A 20,692-nucleotide genomic window follows, 5' to 3' on the forward strand; every position below is an offset into this window, starting at 1 on the left:
CACTGCCCCCGTCACTTGTCGGTGCCGAAGAACCGATCCCCGAAGTCACCGATGCCGGGCAGCATGTAGGCGTTCTCGTTGAGCCGTTCCTCGATCGCGGACGTCACGATCCGCACCCGCGGGTAGCGCGAGCACACCGCCTCGATGCCCTCGGGCACCGTGATGAAGGTGACGAACACGATGTTCTCTTCTAGCACCCCGTGGTCGAGCAGCACTTGAACCGCGGCCAGCGCGGTGCCACCGGTCGCGAGCATCGGGTCGAGCAACAGCACCTGGCGGGACGCGATGTCCTCCGGCAACGCCGAGTAGTACAGCTTCGGCAGCTTGGTCACCTTGTCGCGCTGAATGAGGATCTTGCCGATCCGCACGCCCCTGACCACCGCCCGCAGCCCGGCCTCCATGCTCTCGCCCGCCCGCACGATCGGGACGCCGACGAGGTCCTCCGCGAACCGCAACCCGTGGTAGGTCGCGCCGACCGGGGTGGTGACGTCGCGCGGTGTGAACGGCAGCAGGTCGAGCCCGGCCTCCACGAGCAGCCGGATGATGCGCTCGGTGTAGAAGACGAACTCCTCGCGCGACACCTCGCGGTCGCGGACGATCGTGTGCATCGCGCGCAGCTGGTTGGTCTGCGGCAACAGGTGGACGTTCTTCTCGAGGTAGGCCTCGATGGAGATCACGGGCACTCCTTGGCAGCGGCCACGACCCCGGCGAACGAGTCGACGAGCCAGGTGGGGTTGGCGCTGAGCAGTTGTTCGACGCTGTGCACGCCGTAGGTCACGCCGATCGACGCCATCCCGGCGGCGTGCGCCATCAGCACGTCGTGGGTGGTGTCACCGACCATCACCGCGTTCGCCGCGGCCACGTCCAGCGCGTCGAGCACCACGAACCCGGACGCGGGGTCGGGCTTCGGCGCGGACACCTGGTCCGCGCCGACGACGACGGCGAAGTGCTCGCGCAGCCCGGCCGCGGTGAGCAGCGCCTCGGCGTTGGCGATGAACTTGCTGGTGGCCACGGCGAGCAGGACACCGCCGTCCGCCAGCTCCTCCAGCCCGTCGTGCACGCCGGGGAACACGAGCCGGGTGGCCATCGGCAGCACGATCCGGCGGAACGTCGACTGGTAGAGCTCCACGCAGTCGGCGGCCACCGGGTCGTCGGCCGCGACGCCCAGCAGCTTCGCGAACGCCGCCGGCAGCGGCAGCCCGATCGTGGACCGGATCGCGCCCGAGTCCGCAGTGGGCAGTCCGAGCTGGGCGAACACGGCGGCGAACGTCGTGACGATCCCGGTCGGGGTGTCGACCAGCGTGCCGTCGAGGTCGAACACCACGCAGCGGCGGCTCATCGGCTGAACTCCCTCGCGTGGGCGGCGGCCAGCTCGCCGGCGACCTCGGCGGTGCTGACCAGCACCGCGGTGTTCGCCTTGGCGGAACGGCCTTCCGTGGCGCGTTCGACGGCCTTCATCAGGTACTTCGTGATCGCCTGTCCGGTCACGCCCTCGCGTTCGGCGCGCTCGACCGCCTCGGCGATCACCGACTCGACCTCATCGCCGTCGATCGCGTCCCCCGGTTTCGTGGGTGTGGTGACGAGGAACGAGCCGGGGCCGCCGAGCCACCAGTGGTTCTCGACCGCGCGCGCCAGCACCGCGGGGTCGTCGATCCGGTGCGGGCTGCGGAACCCGCTGGAGGTGCAGTAGAACGCCGGGAAGTCGTCGGAGCGGTAGGACACGACCGGCACGCAGTGCGTCTCCAGGAACTCCAGGGTGAGCCCGAGGTCCAGGATGTTCTTCGCGCCCGCGCACACCACGGCGACCTTCGAGCGGGTGAACTGGATCAGGTCCGACGACACGTCCATCGTCCGCTCGGCGCCGCGGTGCACACCGCCGATCCCCGCGGAGGAGAAGAACTTCAGGCCGGCGAGCTCGGCGGCGATCACCGACGACGCGACGGTCGTGGCGCCCATGCCGCCGCGGGCCAGCACGATCGGCAGGTCCCGGCTGCTGACCTTCGGGATCTTCGGTGTGGACGCGAACCGCTCGATGTCGGTGTCGGTCATGCCGACGAGGATGCGGCCGCCGTCGATGCCGATCGTCGCGGGCACCGAGCCGCCCGCGCGCACGGCGTCCTGCACGCTGCGGGCGGTCTCGGCGTTGTCCGGGTAGTCCAGGCCGTGCGTGATGACGTTGGACTCCAACGCCACCACGGGCTGTCCGGCGGTGATCGCCTCGGCCACTTCCTCGCTGTACACCAGGGGAATGCTCACGAACTACCTCCGATCGCCAGCGTGACCGCCTTGGTCACGGCCTCGATCAGCTCGGACATCTGCTCGTCGGTGAGCAGCACCGGCACGTGCGCGGCGGCGTGCAGCTCGACCTGCCGGCGCACCTGCGACTGGCCGATGGCGGTCATCAGCTCGTCGATGTCGGGCTCGCGCAGCAGGCTGTAGTGGTCCGCCTCCAGGTCGACGATGACGGGGGGCACTGCAGAGAAACCTTCGCTGCCCTCGATGAACGAGTAGTCGTCGCCCCGCGCCTTGAAGATGGTGATGGGCGCGGTGATCGTGCGTTCGGCGAGCTCGCTGAAGGTGTACTTGAAGGAGAACGTCTCGGTGACGATCCGGATGATCCGCCGCACCAGCTCGGGGTCGAGGTCGCGGAACTCGGCGCTGACGAACCCGGCGAAGCTCTCCTCGTCGCGCGCCACCTCCAGGCACCGCTGCAGCCGCGGGTCGGTGATGCTGCCCGCGAACACCGAGAACAGGATCGTCACGAACGCCCTGTTGTCGTACGCGGCCTCGTTGCTGTCGCGCTCGTCGCGGACTTTCGGCGAGCCCGGCGCGATCAGGAACAGGGTGCGCACCTCGTGCCCGGCCTGCTCCAGCTGGTGCGCCGTCTCGAACGCGACCCGCGCGCCGAACGAGTAGCCCCACAGCGTGTACGGGCCCTCCGGCTGGACCTTCTTGATCGCCTCGACGTCGGCGGCGGCCATCTCGCGGATGGTGCGGTACGGCGTCTCGCCCTCGTTGATGCCGTGCGCCTGCACGCCGTAGAACGTCTTCTCCGACTTGCTCGCCAGCGTGCGCAGGTTCATCGGGTAGCCGCCCAGACCGGGCCAGCAGAACACCGGTGCGCCGGTGCCGCCGGAGCTCATCGGCACGAGCCGGGAGATCGGTCCCTCGTGGACGCCGTCGACCCGGCGGGACAGCTGCTCGATCGTCGGCGACTCGAACAGCACCTGCAACGGCAGCGAGGTGCCGAAGTCCTTGTTGATCCGGTTGACCAGGCCGACCGCGATCAGCGAGTTGCCGCCGGTCTCGAAGAAGTCGTCGTGCGTCGACACGGTCTCGCGCTTCATGAGCTTCTTCCACAGCTCGCTGACGCGGCGTTCGGTCGTGGTGCGCGGGGCGACGAACGGGCGGTCGTTGTCGTCGGCGTTGGTCTTGTCTGACTTCTCCAGCGCCTTGACGTCGATCTTGCCGTTCGCGGTGACCGGCAACGCGTCCAGCACCACGACCTTGTTCGGGATCATGTAGTCGGGCAGGAAGTTGACCAGGTCGTCGCGGATCAGCTCGGCCGGTCCCTTCATGTGCACGACGTCCTCGTTCATGCCGGGGCTGCGCCGCTGGGCGTAGGAGACCTTGCCGCCCAGGAAGAAGTACGACGGGCCGGGCGCCTCACCGAGGTCGGCCAGCACGCCGTTGATGCGCTTGGCCGACGGCAGGTCGTTGCCGGACTTGGAGCTGTAGCCCGACGACATGAAACCGAGGTCGACGTCGTTGGCGGACAGCCGGTGCATGGTCCGGCCGAGGTCGACGTACTCGCGCCACGGCTCGGTGGTGCGGCTGACGACCGTGACGCCGAAGCTGGCCCGCTCGTACACGGCCTGGTTGATGGCGATGACGTGCTTGCGCAGCACCAGCTCGTCCGAGACGCGCTCGAACTCGCCGTCGCGGTAGCGGTACTGGCCCGCGGGCAGGTCCGCGACCTTGCCGGGGTGGGTCTGGACGTAGACGTCGACGGCGTCGTCGGTGCGCGGGCCGGTGTGGGCGGTCAGCTGGAACGTGCCGAGGTAGTGGTCCTCGTCGGCGACGTCGAGCAGGTCCTTGATCTCGGGGGTGTGCGCGGCGGCCCGCAGGTCGAGGCCGTAGCCGGGCAGGACCTCCTCGAAGAGGCCGACCATGTGGCCGGTCTCGATCTCCAGGACCTCCTGGACGTTGTTCTGGTACACGCCCTCGATGGCGGCCCTCCGCCCGATGAAGTGCAGCTTGACCTGCGGCTCCTGCTCCTCGACCTGGGCGATCCGGACGAGCTGGTGGCGCAGCGGGTGGTAGTAGTACAACCCCGCCGGCAGGCCCGCGATGTGGTGCAGCTCCAGGTAGATCTGGGTCGCGTAGAGCGAACCCGGAGAGGCGTAGCCGTACTTGGGCAGCAGCCGCTGGTCGCTGTAGTGCGCGCCGAAGTAGCGCAGGATCTCGCCCAGCTCCGCGAACCGCACGGACTTCGGGTCCTTCGAGCCGGTCGCGTCGACCTGGCGGCCCAGCAACGCGGCGAGGTCGGCCGCGGTGACCGCGCCGCCCTCGTAGAACCGGTAGGACTTGCGCGAGAACACGACCTTGCGCTGCAGGCAGGACGCCTCCTCACCGGGCAGCTCGAACGCCTCGCGCCCGCCGAGGTCGTCGCGCACGCCGGGGTTCGACAGCTGCGCGCGGACCTGCAGCCGGGAGGACTTCGACTGGTGGTGGGCACCGGAGTTGCCCTGGTCCATCAGCGCGGCTTCCTTGGGGTTCAGCTCGACGCACGCGATCAGGTTCTGGAACCCGGTGCGCTCGTCGGACTTCACGACGACCGCCGCGTTGCGCACCCAGTCGTGCGTCTCGATCGCGAGCCGGATCTCGTCGAGCTCCACCCGGTAGCCGCGCAGCTTCACCTGGCTGTCGGCGCGGCCGGCGAACTGCACGGTGCCGTCCGGGTTCTGCGTGACCAGGTCGCCGGTGCGGAACATGCCGTCCACGAACCGCTCCGCGGTCAGCTCCGGCTGGTGCAGGTACCCGCGGGCGACCTGGAGGCCGCCGATGTGCAGCTCGCCGATCTCGCCCAGCGGCACCATGTCGCGGTTCTCGTCGAGCACCAGGTAGGTGGTGTTCGCGGCCGGCGCTCCGATGGAGATGGACTTGGGGGCGTTCGCCAGCTGCGCCGGGTCGACGGTGAACGACGACGAGTTGATCGTCGTCTCGGTCGGCCCGTAGAGGTTGACGAGCTGCGTGTCCGGCATGGTGGCGGTCGCGCTGACCGCGAGCGTGCGGGACAACGCCTCACCGCCGCTGAAGATCTGCCGCAGGCTCGTGCAGGTGTGGAGCTCCTCGGTGTCGATCAGCGCCTGCAGCAACGTCGGCACGCACTGCAGCGTGGTGACGTCGTGCTCGCGGATCGTGCCGATCAGCATCTCGGGGTCGCGGTAGATGCCGGGCCGTCCCATCACCACCGTGCTGCCGACCGCCGGTGCGAGGATCTCCCACTGCGCGGCGTCGAAGCTCATCGGCGTCTTCTGCACCACGCGCTTCGTGCCGTCGATGCCGTGCGCGTCGTGCAGCCACAGCATCTGGTTGACGATGCTGCGGTGCTCGATCATCACGCCCTTGGGCCTGCCGGTGCTGCCGGAGGTGTAGATGATGTAGGCGAGGCTGTCGTGCGCGGGGCTGAAGCCGTCGTCGAACGCCTCGTCGCAGTCGGCGAGCGTGACGATCCTGGTGCCGCTCGGCGCGAGCTCCGCGAGGCGGGCCTTGAGCTCCGGCTGGGTCAGCACGACGTTCGTGCGCGAGTGCTCGATCATGTACCGCAGGCGTTCCTCCGGGTACTCGGGGCTCAGCGGGAGGTACGCGCCACCGCTGCAGAGGATGCCCCACGCGCCGACCACCAGGTCCAGCGACGGTTCGACGAACATGCCCACGCAGTCGTCGGCCGTGATGCCCAGTCTGCGCAGGTGCGTCGCCAGCGCGGAGCTCTGCTCGAACAGCTCGCCGTAGCTGAGGCTGCTGTCGCCGAACACCACGGCCGTGCGGTCGGGGTGCTCCTCGACCTGCTTGCGCAGCAGGTCGGGCAGGCACCCGCCGTCGCGCTGCGTCCCGTCGACTGAAGCTGCGTTCGGCATGCGAGAAGCCCCCAAGGCGTCGGTGGTGACCAATGGGTACGAGAGCCCAGTGCGGTGGAAAACGTACGAACGGCGCCTCGAATCCGTCTGGAGGACGTGCCGAGACGAGGCCGTCACGGCACGTCGGGCCCAGGGTCGTTCCACTGAGGACGGTCGGTCCGGCCCGTGCGGGCCGGTGAGGGCGTCAAGCCGACGTGGAAGGCCCGGTCATCGTCCACTTCGGACTGCGTCGAGCGCCTGCCAGGTGAGCCGGCGCAGCTCGTCGAGGTCGCCGCCGCCCTGGCGCAGCCACACCGTGCTGGCCGCGTCGAGGCACGCCAGCAGGGTCGCCACGATCGCCTCGCCGACGAGGCCGGCCGGGGCGCCACCGGTGCCGACGCGGCGTTCGACCTCCGGGGCCAGCGCCTCCTGCCAGCGCAGGTGCTTCTCCAGGTGGGCGGCGCGCAACGCGGGGGTGGTCGCGACCAGCCGCCCGATCGCGGCGCCGCGTTCGGGGCTCGTGTGCTCGCCGATCACCTCGAACGCGTGCGCCAGCGCCTCCCAGATCGGCTCGTCGTCGGGACGCGCGCGCAGCGCAGCCAGGATCACCGGCCCCTGCTCGGCGAGGTCGCCGAAGACGATGTCCTCCTTCGAGCCGAAGTAGCGGAAGAAGGAGCGCCGGGAGATCCCGGTCGCCGCCACCACCTGGTCGACCGTCGTCTCCTCGAAGCCCTGCTCCAGGAACAACGCCAGCGCGGCGTCCACGACCTCCTCTTGGACGCGGCGGCGGGTGCGGTCCCACAGGCGCTCTGACATGCCGCCAACCCTAGTGCCGTGGCGCACTCCTGACATCTGGTGCTAGCTTGGCACTCGATGCCAGGGAGGCCCAGAAGTGACAATCGACTACCGAGGTGCTCGCGTCCTCGTCACCGGTGCCAGTGCCGGGATCGGTGCGGAGTTCGCCCGTGAGCTCGCCCGCAGGGGCGCTGCCCTGGTGCTGGTGGCGCGCCGGGCGGAGCGGCTGGAGGCACTGGCCGCCGAGCTGAAGGGTGTCGAGGTCACCGTGCTGCCGTGCGACCTCACCCAGCCGGACGCCGTGCCGGAGCTGGCCGCCGGGCTGCGGGCGCGCGGGCTCACGCTGACCGGGCTGGTCAACAACGCCGGGTTCGGCACGTACGGGCCGTTCGCGCAGGAGGACGTGGAACGGCTGCGCACCGAGATCGCGCTCGACGTCTCCGCGGTGGTCGAGCTGTCCAGGACGTTCCTCGGCGAGCTGGTGGCGTCCGGGCGCGGGGTGCTGGTCAACGTCGCGAGCATGGCCGCCTACCACCCGACGCCGCGGATGGCGGTCTACGGCGCGGCCAAGGCGTTCGTGCTGAGCTTCACCGAGGCGCTGTGGCAGGAGCACCGGCGCAGCGGCCTGCGGGTGCTCGCGCTCTCACCCGGCGCGACCGAGACGGAGTTCTTCGCCGTCGCCGGCGAGCAGGCCTCGGGCGGTGCGCGCAAGGTCGGGCCGGAGCTGGTGGTGCGCACGGCGTTGCGGGCGCTGGACCGGCGCAACCCACCGCCGAGCATCGCGGTCGGGCGGGCGAACCGGGTCCTGGTGAGCCTGTCGCGCCTGGTCAGCAGGCGGCAGGCGGTCAGGGCGATGGCCGCGCTGTCGGCCTGAGGCTCAGGTGCCCTGCGGCCAGGCGACGGTTCCGGTGCGCGGCAGCCTTTTCACGACTGGTGGTGGTGCACCGACGTGCCCGCCCTGGTCGCGTCCCGGCCCCAGTTCGCGAGCAGCTGCAACGCCTCCGCGGACGCCGAACCCGGTTCCGCGTGGTAGGTGGTGAAGAACAGCTCCGGCTCGCTGGGCATCCGCAGCGTCTCGTACGCCAGCGTCATCTCGCCCACCAGCGGGTGCCGCAACACCTTGGTGCCGAAGGACTTCTCCTTCACGTCGTGCTTGGCCCACAGCTTGCGGAACAGCGCGCTCTTCAACGACAGCTCGCCGACCAGCGCGGCCAGCTCCGGGTCGTCGGCGTAGCACCCGGCGTCCATCCGCAGGAAGGCGACGACGTCGGCGGCCTTGCTCTGCCAGTCGGCGAACAGCTCCTGGTAGGACGGGTGCAGGAAGATCAGCCGGCCCCAGTTGCGCTCGCGCGGCTCCAGCTCGGACCAGTCGCCGAACAACGCCGCGGCCATCGGGTTCCAGGCGAGGACGTCCGAACGCCGGCCGCCGATGTACGCGGGCACGCCGACGTTGTCGAGCAGGTGCTGCAACGCCGGGCGCACGTGCGAGCGCTGCGCCTTCTTCTTCGTGCCGGTGCGGCTGCGCGTGAGGTTGCGCAGGTGCGCGTGCTCGGCGTCGGACAGCCGCAGGGCGCGGGCGATCGAGTCCCAGACCTCGGCCGAGACGTTGCGGCCGTTGCCCTGTTCCAGCCGCGTGTAGTACGCGACCGAGACACCCGCCAGCTGGGCCAGCTCCTCGCGGCGCAGACCGGGGACGCGGCGGGCGCGGCCGAACCGCGGCAGCCCCACGTCGTCGGGTGACAGCCGCGCCCGGCGGCTGCGCAGGAACTCGCTCAGCTCGGTGCGTGGGTCCACTGTCATGCCCCGAGTATCCCTGACCTGCGTGAACCGTGCCTGCTACTGCCAGTGGTAGGCACAGCGGACGTACGAAAACCAGGTGTCTGGGTAGCGACCGGCGACCGGGGCAGTGTTCTCGGTGACACGACGAGACGAGGAGAACCTGATGAGCACCGTCGCTGCCTACGCCGCTGCGGCACCCAAGGCACCGCTGGAGCGCACCACGATCGAGCGTCGCGCCGTCGGCGCGCACGACGTCCTGATCGACATCAAGTACGCGGGCATCTGCCACTCCGACATCCACCAGGTCAACGAGGGCTGGGGCGAGGCCATCTTCCCGATGGTCCCCGGCCACGAGATCGCGGGTGTCGTCGTCGAGGTCGGCTCCGAGGTCACCCGGCACGCCGTCGGCGACCGCGTCGGCGTCGGCTGCATGGTCGACTCGTGCCGCGAGTGCGACTACTGCCTGCGCGGCCTGGAGCAGTACTGCGCCAACGGCAACACCATGACCTACAACGCCATCGGCCGGGACGGCCAGGCTACCCACGGCGGCTACTCGCAGCAGATCGTGGTCGACGAGAACTTCGTCGTCCGCATCCCGGACGCCCTGCCGCTGGACGTGGCCGCGCCGCTGCTGTGCGCGGGCATCACGCTGTACTCGCCGCTCAAGCACTGGGGCGTGGCCCCCGGCAAGAAGGTCGCGATCGTCGGCCTGGGCGGTCTCGGCCACATGGGCGTGAAGATCGCCGCCGCGCTCGGCGCCGAGGTGACCGTGCTGTCGCAGTCGTTGCGCAAGAAGGACGACGGCCTCAAGCTCGGTGCCCACGACTACCGCGCCACGAGCGACCCGGCCACGTTCTCCGAGCTGGCGGGCCGGTTCGACGTCATCGTCTCCACGGTGTCCGCGCCGCTCGACCTCACCGCCTACCTCGGCCTGCTCAAGACCGACGGCGCGCTGGTCAACGTCGGTGCCCCCGAGGAGCCGGTCTCGATCAACCTGTTCGGCCTGCTCGGCGGTCGCAAGACCCTCGCGGGCTCGATGATCGGCGGCATCGCGGAGACCCAGGAGATGCTGGACTTCTGCGCGGAGCACTCCCTCGGCGCGGAGATCGAGCTGATCACCGCCGAGGAGATCAACACGGCCTACGACCGGGTGCAGGCCAGCGACGTGCGGTACCGGTTCGTGATCGACGCCGCCACGATCTGACCGGCATCTGCGAGTACCGAGCCTTTTCCATCCTCATGATCGGGTGCGTTGTTCGAGGGTGACCTGAGCAGCAAGGAGGGTGCGGGGGCGGGCAAGACTCCCGGCCGGAGGCGCTCAGGCCGGCGCGCACTGAACCCCGGCGTCCTCACCCCAGCCGGTCGCACGGCAGCACGAAGAACCAGCCCGCCGGCTCGTGCTCCAGCCGTGCCTCCGGCGCGTTCGCCGCGCACTGCGCCCGGCCCTGTTCCACGCTCGCGTCCCACGGCACACCGCGCAGCACCGTGCCGGGCTCCTGGAGGTGTCCGATGACGCTCGACACCAGCAGGATGCCGAGCACCCACTGCCCGGCCCGCACGGCGAACCGCTGCCACGCGGCCGGAGGCGCCGCGTCGAGCCCCACCGCGACCGCCGTGAACAGGAACAGCACCGGCGCGACGCTGTAGCGCTGCCCGGCGAGCACCACGCCCGGCTGCTGCACCTGCAGCGCCGCGCTCCAGTTCAGCACCAGGCTCAGCCCGATCAGGAGCACGCTGCAGCAGGTGGCGACCGCGGCCAGCGCCCGCCCGGCGCGGTCGCCCCACCACAGCGCGGCGAGGACGGGCAGACCGGTCACCAGCAGCGCGCCGAGGACGACCAGGTTGCCGTGCGCGGGGTAGAAGAGGCCGAGCCGTTCCGACCCGGTCAGCGCCACCACCGGCACCCGCAGCAGGGCCGCGAGCAGCACCTGCACGGTGTCGACCGGGTCGTGCGAGTACGGCGTGCGTTCAGCGGACAGCACCACCGCGCCCTGCACCAGCGCACCGGCCAGGAACACGACCGGAACCTCCCGGCGCGGCAGGAACAGCCGGACGAACGCGATCGGGACCAGCAGGAGGACCAGCGGGCTCGACAGCGTCGCCAGGACCACGAACACCGCGACCGGCACGCGCGGCGCGGTCCGCCACAGCAGCGCCCAGAACACGCCGTACAGCAGGAACCAGTGCAGGTTCGCCATGTTGTTCAACGTCTCGGAGTTGCCCGCCGGCACCACGACCACGAGCGCGGCCAGCACGAACCGCAGCGCCGTCGACCGCAGGTACGCGCCGGACGCCGCGAACGTGACGAGCGCGACGACCGCCCGCAGCACCGCCGCCGCGACCGCGAACCCGGCCGCCGTCCACGGCAGCGGCAGCAGCGCGACCAGTTCGGCCACCAGCCGGGGCAGCACGTGCAGGTAGCCGCCGTACGGGTCGGCCAGGTTCTGCAGCGCGGGGGAGCGGAGGGCGTCGACGGCGAACCGCGCGCCGTCCTCGGCCCACAGGTGGTCTAAGCGCGCCCAGCCGGCCGGGACGAGCAGCAGGAACGCCACCGAGGCCAGGAAACCGGCCACGTACCCGGTGACGGCGCGCCCGCCCTCCGGTTCGGGGAACACGCTGTCCGCGAGCGCCCGCGGTCTGTCCGTCGTCACCGTCACTCTTGTCCCCCATGTCCGAATCCAGGGGGTGAAGGTACCGGTCAGCGCGCGGCGAGGTCCTGGTGGCGTTCGTAGCGCTCCCACTGCTCAGCGGACACCTGCTTGACCGCCGACGAGTTGAGGGTCGCCACCTCCACCGAGCCGATCACCCACAGCTTGTTCTCGAGCAGCAGCCCGACGACGCCTTCTGGGTTGGCGACCGCGGGCGCACCGGCGGGCACCTGCGCCGCGACCTTCAGCTGGTCGACGCCGACCGGGCGGTCCGGCAGCACGGCGCGGGCGAACTTCTCCGCGACCGAGCGGCGTTCGAACCGCACGACCTTGCCGCCCATGACCACGTCGACCGTGCGTTCCGGTGACGGCAGCGCGAAGCCGTTGAGCGCGCTCGCCTCGTCCGCCGTGGTGCAGCCCTTGAGGCCGACCGCGTCGAGGCCGAAGCGGATGATGTTCGTGGGCGCGTTCCCGGGACCGTCGACCGTGGACCGCAGCACGTCCAGCGCCACCCGGCCGCACGGGTCGGCGCCGTTGACCGGTGCGTGGCCCTGCGGCGTGCGCACCAGGCCGGGGCCCTCACGCCAGATGCCGGGGATGAGCACCGGCTTGAACGGGTGCCGGGTGAAGTCCTTGTTCCAGAACGTCACGGTCGTGCCGTCGTCGGTGGAGTGCGCGATGGCCCACGTCGAGGCCGCGTCGATCCACATCCAGTCGGCGCTGAACGCCTCGACGACCGACCGGGTGCGCGGCTTGTTCGTCGCCGGCACCGGCTGGAACCCGGACTGGCCGAGCGCCTCGACGCCGGTGGCGAACGTCGGGTCCTTCGACCGCAGCACGTACTGGCCCGCGCCGTTCTGGTGCGAGGCGAGGCCCGTGGTGTCGGTGAACATCAGGTACACCCAGCCGTCGAGGTAGACGGCGGACTGCTGGCCGGCGCCGTAGGTGTTCTCCCGGATCACGTCACCGGCCGGCCCGATGATCGACTGGCCGTTGTTCGCACGTGACCAGCTCAGGCCGTCCGGGCTGGTGGCGACGCCGACGGAGCTGCCGTTCGCGTGGTTGTCGCGCGCCGCCCCGGTGTAGTACATGTAGTAGGTGCCGCCGATCTTGATCAGCGACGGGTCGCACGTGTGCATGGCGTCGAAGCTGGTGCCGCTGCCGGAGAACACCGGGACCGCGGTGCTCATCGGCCCGTCCAGCGCCCCGCCCTCGCTGTAGAGGACGTCGTCGCCGCCGGGGGGCGCGGCGCTGAGCTGGCTGCACCACCACGCGCGCACCTTGCCGCCGTCGAGCATCACGGCCGGCCCGTAGTTGTACGGCGCGTCACCGGAGCCGGCGATCACGACACCGGGGCTCTGCCGGGCGTTCTCCGTCTTCAGGTCCAGCTGGTTCCTCGGCGGTGGTGCCTTGCGCGTCGCGCCGGTCTGCGTCGGCCTGCCCTCGCTCGTGACCGCCACGGGGTCGCCGGCGGCCGCATCGGTGCACGCGGTGACCGCGCCGAGGAGCGCCAGCGCAGCGAGCAGCGGAAGAGGTCGGCGACTCAGGGGCACGCACCCATCATAGTGATCAAGTCCTCCAGACGGGTGAAGAACCTGGTAGCGGGCTGTTTCCCGCCCGGCCGGTCCACCTGCGGTTAGCGGGTGCGAGGCCGTGTTCCGCGGGCAACGCCGCTGCGCAACACCGTGATCCGGACGGCCTGCGGGACCACCGGGTGCGCAGCGGGGTTAGCCGGGAGCCGCGCCGGTGTGCCAGCGTGGCTCCCATGTCGTTGCCAGAGCCGGTGGTCCGCGCCGACGCGACCGACCACTACGACCGGGTGCTGTCCTGCGGCCTGCTGCCGTCCGATGCGCTTTGCCTCACCGCGGTGCGCGGCCTGTCCGTCGGCGAGGCCCTGCGCCGCTTCGACGGCCTCCCCGGCGAACGCAGGGCCGACCTGGTCGAGGTGAACGCGCGCTCCGGTGGCGCTCACCCCGACGAGCTGCCGGTGGTCCTCGCCGACGAGGTGGACGGCTGGGTGCTGCTGGTCGAGGACAACGGGTGGCACGGTGCGGATCGGGAGGTGCTGGAACGCCTGTCCACCGGCACGGTGGCGGCCTCGGCGTTCTGGAACGTCAATCTGGTCAGCAATTTGAGCCTCGCGCACGACGGTGAGCTGCTCGGGGCGTTCGACTTCGTCCTGCGGCAGGAACGGCCCGCCGCGCTCGTGCCGTACCTGGAAGGCCTGGAGTTCGACGACGCGCACCGCATGTGCGCGGAGTCGCTCGCGTTCGTGGAACGGGTGTCGGGCGTGCGGCTCACCGAGCAGTGGGCGGCCGGACCGCACTTCGCGTCCGTGGTCGTCGACCTGCGGCGGTTCCGGCCCAGCGATCCGAGACAGTGGCTCGACGTCAACGAACCCGGCCTGCTGGCGTGGGCAACCACCGCGCGGGAGGCCGAGGTCCGCGCCGCGGCCGAGGAGGTCGCGCGCACCGCCTGCGCGGCGGCGGATGTCAAACCCGAGGCCACGGCCGACGACGTGCTGCGGGACTACCGACGGGTCATGGAGCTGCGCTGGGACCGCGCCGCACCACCGGACCCGGACCTCGACCCGGTCGCCCGCCTCCAGGCCGCGGTCCGTCAGCGCGACACCGAACCCGTGGCGGAACGCGAGGTCGAGGCGCGGGCCCACACACGGGCCGCTGTCGTCGCACTCCGGGCGGACGACCCGCTCGCGGCGCTGGCCGGCGCCCGCTACAACGCCCACCGGGCGCTGCGGTTGCGGCATCCACGGCCTCGGGTGCCGCCGCAGCACGCCGGCTGACCCCGGACACGCCGGTGCCCCCGGCCGGAGTCGGCCGGGGGCACCGGGTGTGGTGGGAACGATCAGCCGTTCTCGGGCTGGGTGACACCCTCGTGGACGTCGTAGCGGTCCGCGTTCATGACCTTGTTCCACGCGGCGACGAAGTCGGCGACGAACTTGTCGGCGGCGTCGTCACTGGCGTAGACCTCGGCCACGGCGCGCAGCTCGGAGTTCGAGCCGAACACGAGGTCGTTGCGGGTCGCGGTCCAGCGCACCGCGCCGGTGGCGCGCTCGCGGCCCTCGAAGTTCTCCTCGTCCTCGGTGACCGACTTCCACTCCGTCTCCATGTCGAGCAGGTTGACGAAGAAGTCGTTGGTCAGCGTCTCCGGCTTGGCGGTGAGCACACCGGCCGTCGAGCCGCCGTGGTTCGCGCCGAGCACGCGCAGGCCGCCGACCAGCACGGTCAGCTCCGGCGCGGAGAGGCCGAGCAGGTTGGCCTTGTCGATCAGCAGGTACTCCGACGGCAGCGGGTTGGCCTTGCTGCCGAAGTTGCGGAAACCGTCGACCTTGGGCTCCAGCACGGCGAACGACTCGGCGTCGGTCTGCTCCTGCGTGGCGTCGGTGCGGCCGGCGAGGAACGGGACCTCGACGTCGCGGCCGGCGGCCTTGGCGGCCTGCTCGATCGCCGCGGCACCGCCGAGGACGATCAGGTCGGCCAGCGAGACCTTCTTGCCGCCGGTCGCGGAGCTGTTGAAGGCCTCCTGCACGCCTTCCAGCGTGCGCAGGACCTGCGCGAGCTGGTCGGGCTCGTTGACCTCCCAGCCGCGCTGCGGCTCTAGGCGGATGCGGGCACCGTTGGCGCCACCGCGCTTGTCGCTCTGGCGGAACGTGGAGGCCGAGGCCCACGCGGTCTTGACCAGCTGCGAGACGGACAGGCCGGTCTCCAGGACCTTCGCCTTGAGCGCGGCGACGTCCTCGGCGGAGATCAGCTCGTGGTCGCGGACCGGCACGCGGTCCTGCCAGAGCAGCTCCTCCTGCGGCACCTGCGGGCCGAGGTAGCGCTGGATCGGGCCCATGTCGCGGTGGGTCAGCTTGAACCACGCACGCGAGAACGCCTCGGCGAACGCCTCGTGGTCCTCGGCGAACCGGCGCGAGATCGGCTCGTAGACCGGGTCGACCCGCAGCGAGAGGTCCGTGGTCAACATCATCGGCTGGCGGTTGAGCGTGCCGTCCTCGGGGTCGGGCACGGTGTTGGCGCCCGCGTCGCCCTTCGGCTTCCACTGGTGGGCGCCGGCCGGGGACTTGGTGAGCTCCCACTCGAACTCGAACAGGTTCTTGAAGAACAGGTTCGTCCACTTGGTCGGCTGCTGCGTCCAGGTCACCTCGAGGCCCGAGGTGATGGCGTCGCGGCCCTTGCCGGTGCCGTGCGTGCTGATCCAGCCGAAGCCCTGCGCGTCCATCAGCGAGCCCTCGGGCTCGGCGCCGACGAGCGACGGGTCACCGGCACCGTGCGCCTTGCCGAAGGTGTGGCCACCGGCGATCAGCGCGACGGTCTCCTCGTCGTTCATGCCCATGCGGCCGAACGTCTCGCGGATGTCGCGGGCGGCGGCTAACGGGTCCGGGTTGCTGTTCGGGCCCTCGGGGTTGACGTAGATCAGACCCATCTGGACCGCGGCCAGCGGGGACTCCAGGTCGCGCTCACCGCTGTAACGGGTGTCGCCGCCGAGCCACTCGGTCTCCGGGCCCCAGTAGACGTCCTCGTCCGGCTCCCACACGTCCGCGCGGCCACCGGCGAAGCCGAAGGTCTGGAAGCCCATGGTCTCCAGCGCGCGGTTGCCCGTGAAGATCATCAGGTCGGCCCACGAGACCCTGCGGCCCCACTTCTTCTTGACCGGCCACAGGATGCGGCGGGCCTTGTCCAGGTTGCCGTTGTCCGGCCAGCTGTTCAGCGGGGCGAAGCGCTGCATGCCCGCGCCCGCGCCACCGCGGCCGTCGTGCGTGCGGTAGGTGCCGGCGCTGTGCCACGCCATGCGGATCATGAACGGGCCGTAGTGGCCGAAGTCGGCCGGCCACCAGTCCTTCGACTCGGTGAGCACGGCGTCGACGTCACGCGCCAGCTCGTCGAGGTCGACGGTCAGGAACTCCTTCGCGTAGTCGAAGTCCCCGCCCATCGGGTTGGCCTGCACGGGGTGCTTGCGCAGGATCCGCAGGTTGAGCTGCTTGGGCCACCAGTCGCGGTTGCCACCGCCCTCGGTGGGGTGGCTGCGCCGGCTGTGCGCGACGGGACAGCCGCCGGCCTCCTCCTCGTTCAGCTCGCTCACCTTGGCGTCAGTGCTGTCTGACACAGGAATCCTTCCGGGTGTTCAGGAACTCTTCGCGGCGGTCGTGCACTCGGGGCAGGTGCCCCAGTAGATGACCTCGGCCTCGTCGATGACGAAACCGTGGTCGTCGGACGCGTCCATGCACGGCGCGTGGCCGACGGCGCAGTCGACGTCGGCGATGGCGCCGCAGGAACGGCATACGACGTGGTGGTGGTTGTCCCCGACGCGGGCCTCGTAGCGCGCTACCGATCCCTGCGGCTCGATCCGCCGCAGCAGTCCTGCTCCGGTCAGCGCGCGGAGCACGTCGTACACGGCCTGGTGGGAGACCGCGCCGAGGTTCTGGCGCACGACACCGATGATCGAGTCCGTGTCGGCGTGCGGGTGGGTGTGCACCGCGGACAGCACAGCCATCCGCGGAGCCGTCACCCGCAGTGACGCCCCGCGCAACATGCGCTCGAATTCGGAAGCCGTGGGCACGAACGCCACCCTGCCCGCTTTTCTGGAATGAGTCAAGTTATTGAGTGATGTCAGACAATCGCCGGACGCCCTCGACCAGCGCGTGCTCCGGTGCGCCCCCGTAGGTCAAACGCAGGAAGTTGCCGGGCGGTTCAGCCGCGAACCACGGCCGTCCGGGGAAGACCACCACGTCACGGGCTGCGGCGGCGGTCGTCAGCTCCACGTCGTCGAGCCCCTCCGGCAACCCCACCCACAGGTGCAAGCCGCCCGACGAGGGCGCGACCGTGAAGTCGGGCAGGTGCGTGGCGAGCGCGGTCCGCAGGGCGTCCCGCCTCGACCGCAGCGACTGCTGGAGCGAGCGCAGGTGCCGCCGCCACGCCGGGGACGTCACGAAGTCGATCGCCGCCTCCTGCAACGGTCCCGCGACGTACAGGTCCTGCCGCGACCGGGTGGTCCGCAGCCGCCGCCCGGCCGGTCCGCGCGCGCCGATCGCCGCGACCCGCAGCCCCGGTGCGGCGATCTTGGTCAGCGAGCGGACGTGCACGACGTGGCCGTCGGTGTCCTGCGAGGCCAGTGTGGGCGGCGCCGTGCCGTCGACGGTGAAGCCGCGCGCCCAGTCGTCCTCGACCAGGAACGCCCCGGCCGCGGCCACGATCCGCATGACCTCGGGCCGTCGTTCGGCGGACAGCACGCCGCCGTGCGGGTTCGCGTGCAACGGCTGGCAGTAGAAGAGCTTGGCGCCCGTGTGCGCGAAAGCGGCCTGGAGCAGGTCCGGGCGCACCCCGTCCGCGTCGGCGGGCACCGGCACGACCTTCAGCCCCGCGTCCCTGGCCGCCGCGATGGCCCCGAGGTAGGTGGGCGACTCGACGAGCACCGTGTCACCCCGTCCGCCGAGCCCGCGGAACACCGTGGCGAGCGCTTCCTGGGCGCCCGCGCACACCGTCATGTCGCCCGCCCTGAGCTCGCCGCCCGCCTCCCTGGCGAACCAGGCGCGCAGCTCCTCCCTGCCCTCGACCGGCACCCGCCCCCACGCGGCCGGCCGGCGCGCGGCCCTGGTGAGCGCGGCGCCGAGCGCCTCCACGGGTTGCAGGTCCGGGTCGAGGTACCCGCTGGAGAGCTGGATGACCTCGGGCCTCGGCACCGCGACCAGGTTCGCCACCAGGTCCTCGCCCGGCCGTCCCTCGCCCAGCGCCACGGACTGCCACGACAGGTCCTGCCCGCCCGGCCCGCTCGCGCGTGCGGCGACGAAGCTGCCGCGGCCCGGCCGGACCTCGACGAGCCCTTCGGCCGCGACGCGCTGGATGGCCTGCTGCACGGTCGCCGGCGACGCCCGGTGCCGCGCCATCAGCTCGCGCACCGACGGCATCCGGTCGCCCGCGCGCCCTGACCGTGCCGCCGCCCTCAGGTCCTCGATAACGCGCATCGCTGCGTTATCCTCATTCATGAGAGCCAAGAGTAACGTTATCGTGCCTCCGGGGGTAACGCTCGGCGCACTCGCCGTGCTGGGCTTCAGCTACTCGTTGCCCGCGACCCGGCTGGCCGTGCAGGGACTCGACCCGTGGTTCGTCGCGTTCGGCCGTGCCGCCGGTGCCGCCCTGCTCGCGATCGGCTACCTCGCGTTATCGCGTGCGCCGCTGCCGTCGAGGGCGCAGGTGCGCCGTCTCGCCGTGGTCGCCGCCGGCATCGTCGTCGGCTTCCCGCTCTTCACGTCCCTGGCCCTCACCACGCAGACCTCCGCGCACGGCGCCGTCGTCATCGCCGTGCTGCCCATGTCGACCGCGATCTGGGCCGTCCTGCGCGCCCACGAACGCCCACCCGTCGCGTTCTGGCTCTCCAGCGGCGCTGGCCTGCTCGCCGTGCTTGCGTTCCTGGCGGCCGGCGGTGGTTTCTCCGGGTCGTTCGGCACCGCCGACGCGTACCTGCTGATCGCGGTTGTGGTGTGCGGCCTCGGCTACGCGGAAGGCGGCGCGTTGTCCCGCGAGCTCGGCGGCGCCCGCACGATCTGCTGGGCGCTGGTCGTCGCGCTGCCCGTGACCATCCCGGTCACGCTGTGCACAGCGGACTTCTCCCGTGCCACCGGCACCGTGTGGTTCAACTTCGGTTACGTGACAACGGTTTCGATGTTCCTCGGTTTCGTCGCCTGGTACGCCGCGATGGCCGCGGGCGGTGTCGCGAAGATCGGCCAGCTCCAGCTGGCGCAGCCGGTGCTGTCGCTGGGCTGGGCCGCGCTGGTGCTCGGCGAACCGGTCGGCTGGCCCGCGCTCGTGACCGCCGCCGTGGTGCTCGTGTGCGTGGTGCTGACGCAACGAAGCCGTGTGGTGTCAACGAAGTCCGTGCCGGAGCCGGCCGTGCGCTGACCGCCTGGGTGTCGTACCGCGGCCCTATACTGCACCCCTTCGGCTTTGGGGGTCGGCAGTGGCTACACCGGACGAGTTCCTGGACATCGCGGGCGCGCTCACCGAGGCGCACCGCTCGCAGGGGCAGCAGTACGACACCTTCCGCGTGCGGGGCAAGGTGTTCGGCTACTACTGGCCGCGCACGCGGACCGCCGGTCTGCGGCAGACGCTGTCCGAGCAGCAGGCGCTGGTCGCCGAACGCCCGGACGTGTTCGAGGTGCAGTTCACCTCGGGCGGCTTCGGCTGGGTCGTGGTGCACCTGGAGGGCGTCGAGGCCGACGAGCTGGCCGAGCTGGTCTTCGAGGCGTGGCGGCTGTCCGCGCCGGAGGAGCTGGTCGCGCAGGTCCCCGACCTCGCGGGCGGTGTCCGCGCGGGCTAGCGGAACAGGATGCGGGTGATCTCCGTGTCGGTGGCGCGGCCCTCGTCGTAGCCGCCCTCGCGGCCGAGGTCGTTCATGATGGCCAGCGTGTACCGCTGGCCGGGGCCGACGAAGCCGACGGAGTTCATCACCCAGCCGCTGTCCTCCTCCGACCAGCCGTTCTTCACACCGGAGTCGGGGCCCCAGACGCCCCACTGCTGTTCGGGGCCGACGCCGCGCATCTGCTCGACGAGGTAGGCGCGGTCATCCGGGTTCACCTGGTCGAGGACGTGGTTGACCAGGCGGTCCAGGTCGTCGGCGGTGCACTTCTCAAAGCCCCAGTAGGGGAACGCGCTCGTGTAGCCGCGTTGGGCGACGAGGCCGGTCATGCCGTACCGGGGGAACGCGGCGTTGAAGGTCGTGCCGCTGTAGCGCTTCCACAGCGCGTCGGTCGCGTCGTCGTCGGAGCTGTGCAGCATCGCCGTCATCAGGCGGCGGTCTTCGCTGCTCAGGCGGATCTTGCCGGCGCGGTGGCGTTCGAGCAGGTTCACGGCCATCGCGAGCTTGATGGTCGAGGCCGTCCACACCTCGTCACCGGCGTGGTCGTTGCGCCAGACCACACCTTTCTCACGGTCGCGCAGGACGATGCCGACGGTGCCGGGCCGGGTCTCGGCGTACTGCTGAGCGGCCTGGATGCGCTGCTGGAACGCGCATTCGAAGCCGCTGTCGGGCAGCGGGCACGCCGGGGGCGTGGCCACGAGCGGCGCCGCGGCAGGGGTGTGGGCGGCGCCGGTCGGGGGAGCGGGGAGCGGGGTCTCGGCCGTCACGGCGGCGCCGCAGGCCGTCAGGGCGAGCGCGCACGCAACGAGGATCGGCCGGAGCATGAGCCGCACCCTAGACACCCGGCCAGGTGGCGTCGACCGCCGGACGGCAGACCGTCCGATCTGCGCGTTTTGTGGCTGAACCCGACTTCGAGTCAAAGATGTTTGACACGGTGTCGGGTTCGTTTTACCTTGATGATGTCAGGTTTCTTTGACA

The 20,692-nt window shown here is 71.1% G+C and carries 17 protein-coding genes; 5 read left to right on the forward strand and 12 right to left on the reverse strand.

Translation table 11 applies throughout. The features are described from left to right. Nucleotides 1-11: 11 nt before the first annotated feature. From upp to ACZ7CH_RS30790, 5 genes are all read right to left on the reverse strand, one after another. The gene (gene upp / locus ACZ7CH_RS30770) at nucleotides 12-677 is read right to left on the reverse strand and encodes a uracil phosphoribosyltransferase (RefSeq protein ID WP_458434191.1); all 666 of its coding nucleotides are present in this window, start codon (nucleotides 675-677) and stop codon (nucleotides 12-14) included. Then, nucleotides 674-1,339 carry an HAD family hydrolase gene (locus tag ACZ7CH_RS30775; RefSeq protein WP_470375538.1) on the reverse strand — a complete coding sequence of 222 codons (666 nt, stop codon included), beginning with the start codon at nucleotides 1,337-1,339 and terminating at the stop codon, nucleotides 674-676. The genes upp and ACZ7CH_RS30775 overlap by 4 nt, the downstream gene beginning before the upstream one ends. Further along, nucleotides 1,336-2,256 (reverse strand): pseudouridine-5'-phosphate glycosidase, encoded by a 921-nt coding sequence (locus ACZ7CH_RS30780; protein WP_470375539.1) that lies wholly within the window; start codon nucleotides 2,254-2,256, stop codon nucleotides 1,336-1,338. The genes ACZ7CH_RS30775 and ACZ7CH_RS30780 overlap by 4 nt, the downstream gene beginning before the upstream one ends. Further along, nucleotides 2,253-6,140: a non-ribosomal peptide synthetase family protein gene (locus ACZ7CH_RS30785; protein WP_470375540.1), complete on the reverse strand. Its 3,888-nt coding sequence runs from the start codon at nucleotides 6,138-6,140 to the stop codon at nucleotides 2,253-2,255. Before ACZ7CH_RS30785 ends, ACZ7CH_RS30780 begins: the two co-directional genes overlap by 4 nt. Before the next feature lie 207 nt (nucleotides 6,141-6,347). Further along, complete coding sequence (locus ACZ7CH_RS30790) at nucleotides 6,348-6,935, reverse strand: TetR/AcrR family transcriptional regulator (protein ID WP_470375541.1); 588 nt, start codon at nucleotides 6,933-6,935, stop codon at nucleotides 6,348-6,350. A gap of 76 nt (nucleotides 6,936-7,011) precedes the next feature. On the opposite strand from ACZ7CH_RS30790, the gene ACZ7CH_RS30795 reads away from it, so the two are divergent. Next, nucleotides 7,012-7,788: an SDR family NAD(P)-dependent oxidoreductase gene (locus ACZ7CH_RS30795; RefSeq protein ID WP_470375542.1), complete on the forward strand. Its 777-nt coding sequence runs from the start codon at nucleotides 7,012-7,014 to the stop codon at nucleotides 7,786-7,788. A gap of 50 nt (nucleotides 7,789-7,838) precedes the next feature. On the opposite strand, the gene ACZ7CH_RS30800 is transcribed toward ACZ7CH_RS30795, so the two are convergent. Then, complete coding sequence (locus ACZ7CH_RS30800; protein WP_470375543.1) at nucleotides 7,839-8,714, reverse strand: helix-turn-helix transcriptional regulator; 876 nt, start codon at nucleotides 8,712-8,714, stop codon at nucleotides 7,839-7,841. Between the two features lie 142 nt (nucleotides 8,715-8,856). On the opposite strand from ACZ7CH_RS30800, the gene ACZ7CH_RS30805 reads away from it, so the two are divergent. Then, a complete protein-coding gene (locus tag ACZ7CH_RS30805) occupies nucleotides 8,857-9,897 on the forward strand; it encodes an NAD(P)-dependent alcohol dehydrogenase (protein WP_360397978.1) in 1,041 nt (346 codons plus the stop codon). A 145-nt stretch (nucleotides 9,898-10,042) separates the two neighbouring features. Here the strand turns inward: ACZ7CH_RS30805 and ACZ7CH_RS30810 are convergent, their stop codons facing one another. Together ACZ7CH_RS30810 and ACZ7CH_RS30815 are read right to left on the reverse strand one after the other, a co-directional pair. Further along, nucleotides 10,043-11,344: a hypothetical protein gene (locus ACZ7CH_RS30810; protein ID WP_470375544.1), complete on the reverse strand. Its 1,302-nt coding sequence runs from the start codon at nucleotides 11,342-11,344 to the stop codon at nucleotides 10,043-10,045. Nucleotides 11,345-11,391: 47 nt separating this feature from the next. Then, nucleotides 11,392-12,894, reverse strand: coding sequence for a glycoside hydrolase family protein (locus ACZ7CH_RS30815; protein WP_470375545.1), 1,503 nt, complete (start codon nucleotides 12,892-12,894; stop codon nucleotides 11,392-11,394). Between the two features lie 212 nt (nucleotides 12,895-13,106). Between ACZ7CH_RS30815 and ACZ7CH_RS30820 the strand changes: the two genes are divergently transcribed. After that, nucleotides 13,107-14,144, forward strand: a complete 1,038-nt coding sequence (locus ACZ7CH_RS30820) for a DUF6461 domain-containing protein (RefSeq protein WP_470375546.1) — start codon at nucleotides 13,107-13,109, stop codon at nucleotides 14,142-14,144. Between the two features lie 62 nt (nucleotides 14,145-14,206). Here ACZ7CH_RS30820 and katG read toward each other — a convergent pair whose 3' ends face one another. The 3 genes from katG to ACZ7CH_RS30835 are packed head-to-tail and all read right to left on the reverse strand — an operon-like array spanning nucleotide 14,207 to nucleotide 18,323. Beyond that, nucleotides 14,207-16,468 carry a catalase/peroxidase HPI gene (gene katG / locus ACZ7CH_RS30825; protein WP_458434182.1) on the reverse strand — a complete coding sequence of 754 codons (2,262 nt, stop codon included), beginning with the start codon at nucleotides 16,466-16,468 and terminating at the stop codon, nucleotides 14,207-14,209. A gap of 18 nt (nucleotides 16,469-16,486) precedes the next feature. Further along, nucleotides 16,487-16,921, reverse strand: coding sequence for a Fur family transcriptional regulator (locus ACZ7CH_RS30830; RefSeq protein WP_360397988.1), 435 nt, complete (start codon nucleotides 16,919-16,921; stop codon nucleotides 16,487-16,489). 37 nt (nucleotides 16,922-16,958) lie between these two features. Next, nucleotides 16,959-18,323 carry an aminotransferase-like domain-containing protein gene (locus ACZ7CH_RS30835; protein WP_360397990.1) on the reverse strand — a complete coding sequence of 455 codons (1,365 nt, stop codon included), beginning with the start codon at nucleotides 18,321-18,323 and terminating at the stop codon, nucleotides 16,959-16,961. A gap of 43 nt (nucleotides 18,324-18,366) precedes the next feature. On the opposite strand from ACZ7CH_RS30835, the gene ACZ7CH_RS30840 reads away from it, so the two are divergent. Next, complete coding sequence (locus tag ACZ7CH_RS30840; RefSeq protein WP_470371376.1) at nucleotides 18,367-19,257, forward strand: DMT family transporter; 891 nt, start codon at nucleotides 18,367-18,369, stop codon at nucleotides 19,255-19,257. An 85-nt stretch (nucleotides 19,258-19,342) separates the two neighbouring features. Beyond that, entirely contained in the window at nucleotides 19,343-19,675 is a 333-nt protein-coding gene (locus tag ACZ7CH_RS30845; RefSeq protein WP_470375642.1) for an MmcQ/YjbR family DNA-binding protein, read from the forward strand. On the opposite strand, the gene ACZ7CH_RS30850 is transcribed toward ACZ7CH_RS30845, so the two are convergent. Beyond that, nucleotides 19,672-20,538: a serine hydrolase gene (locus tag ACZ7CH_RS30850; protein ID WP_470375547.1), complete on the reverse strand. Its 867-nt coding sequence runs from the start codon at nucleotides 20,536-20,538 to the stop codon at nucleotides 19,672-19,674. The genes ACZ7CH_RS30845 and ACZ7CH_RS30850 overlap by 4 nt on opposite strands. Nucleotides 20,539-20,692: the final 154 nt, after the last annotated feature.

It is taken from the genome of Lentzea sp. NPDC037011 (assembly GCF_055607425.1).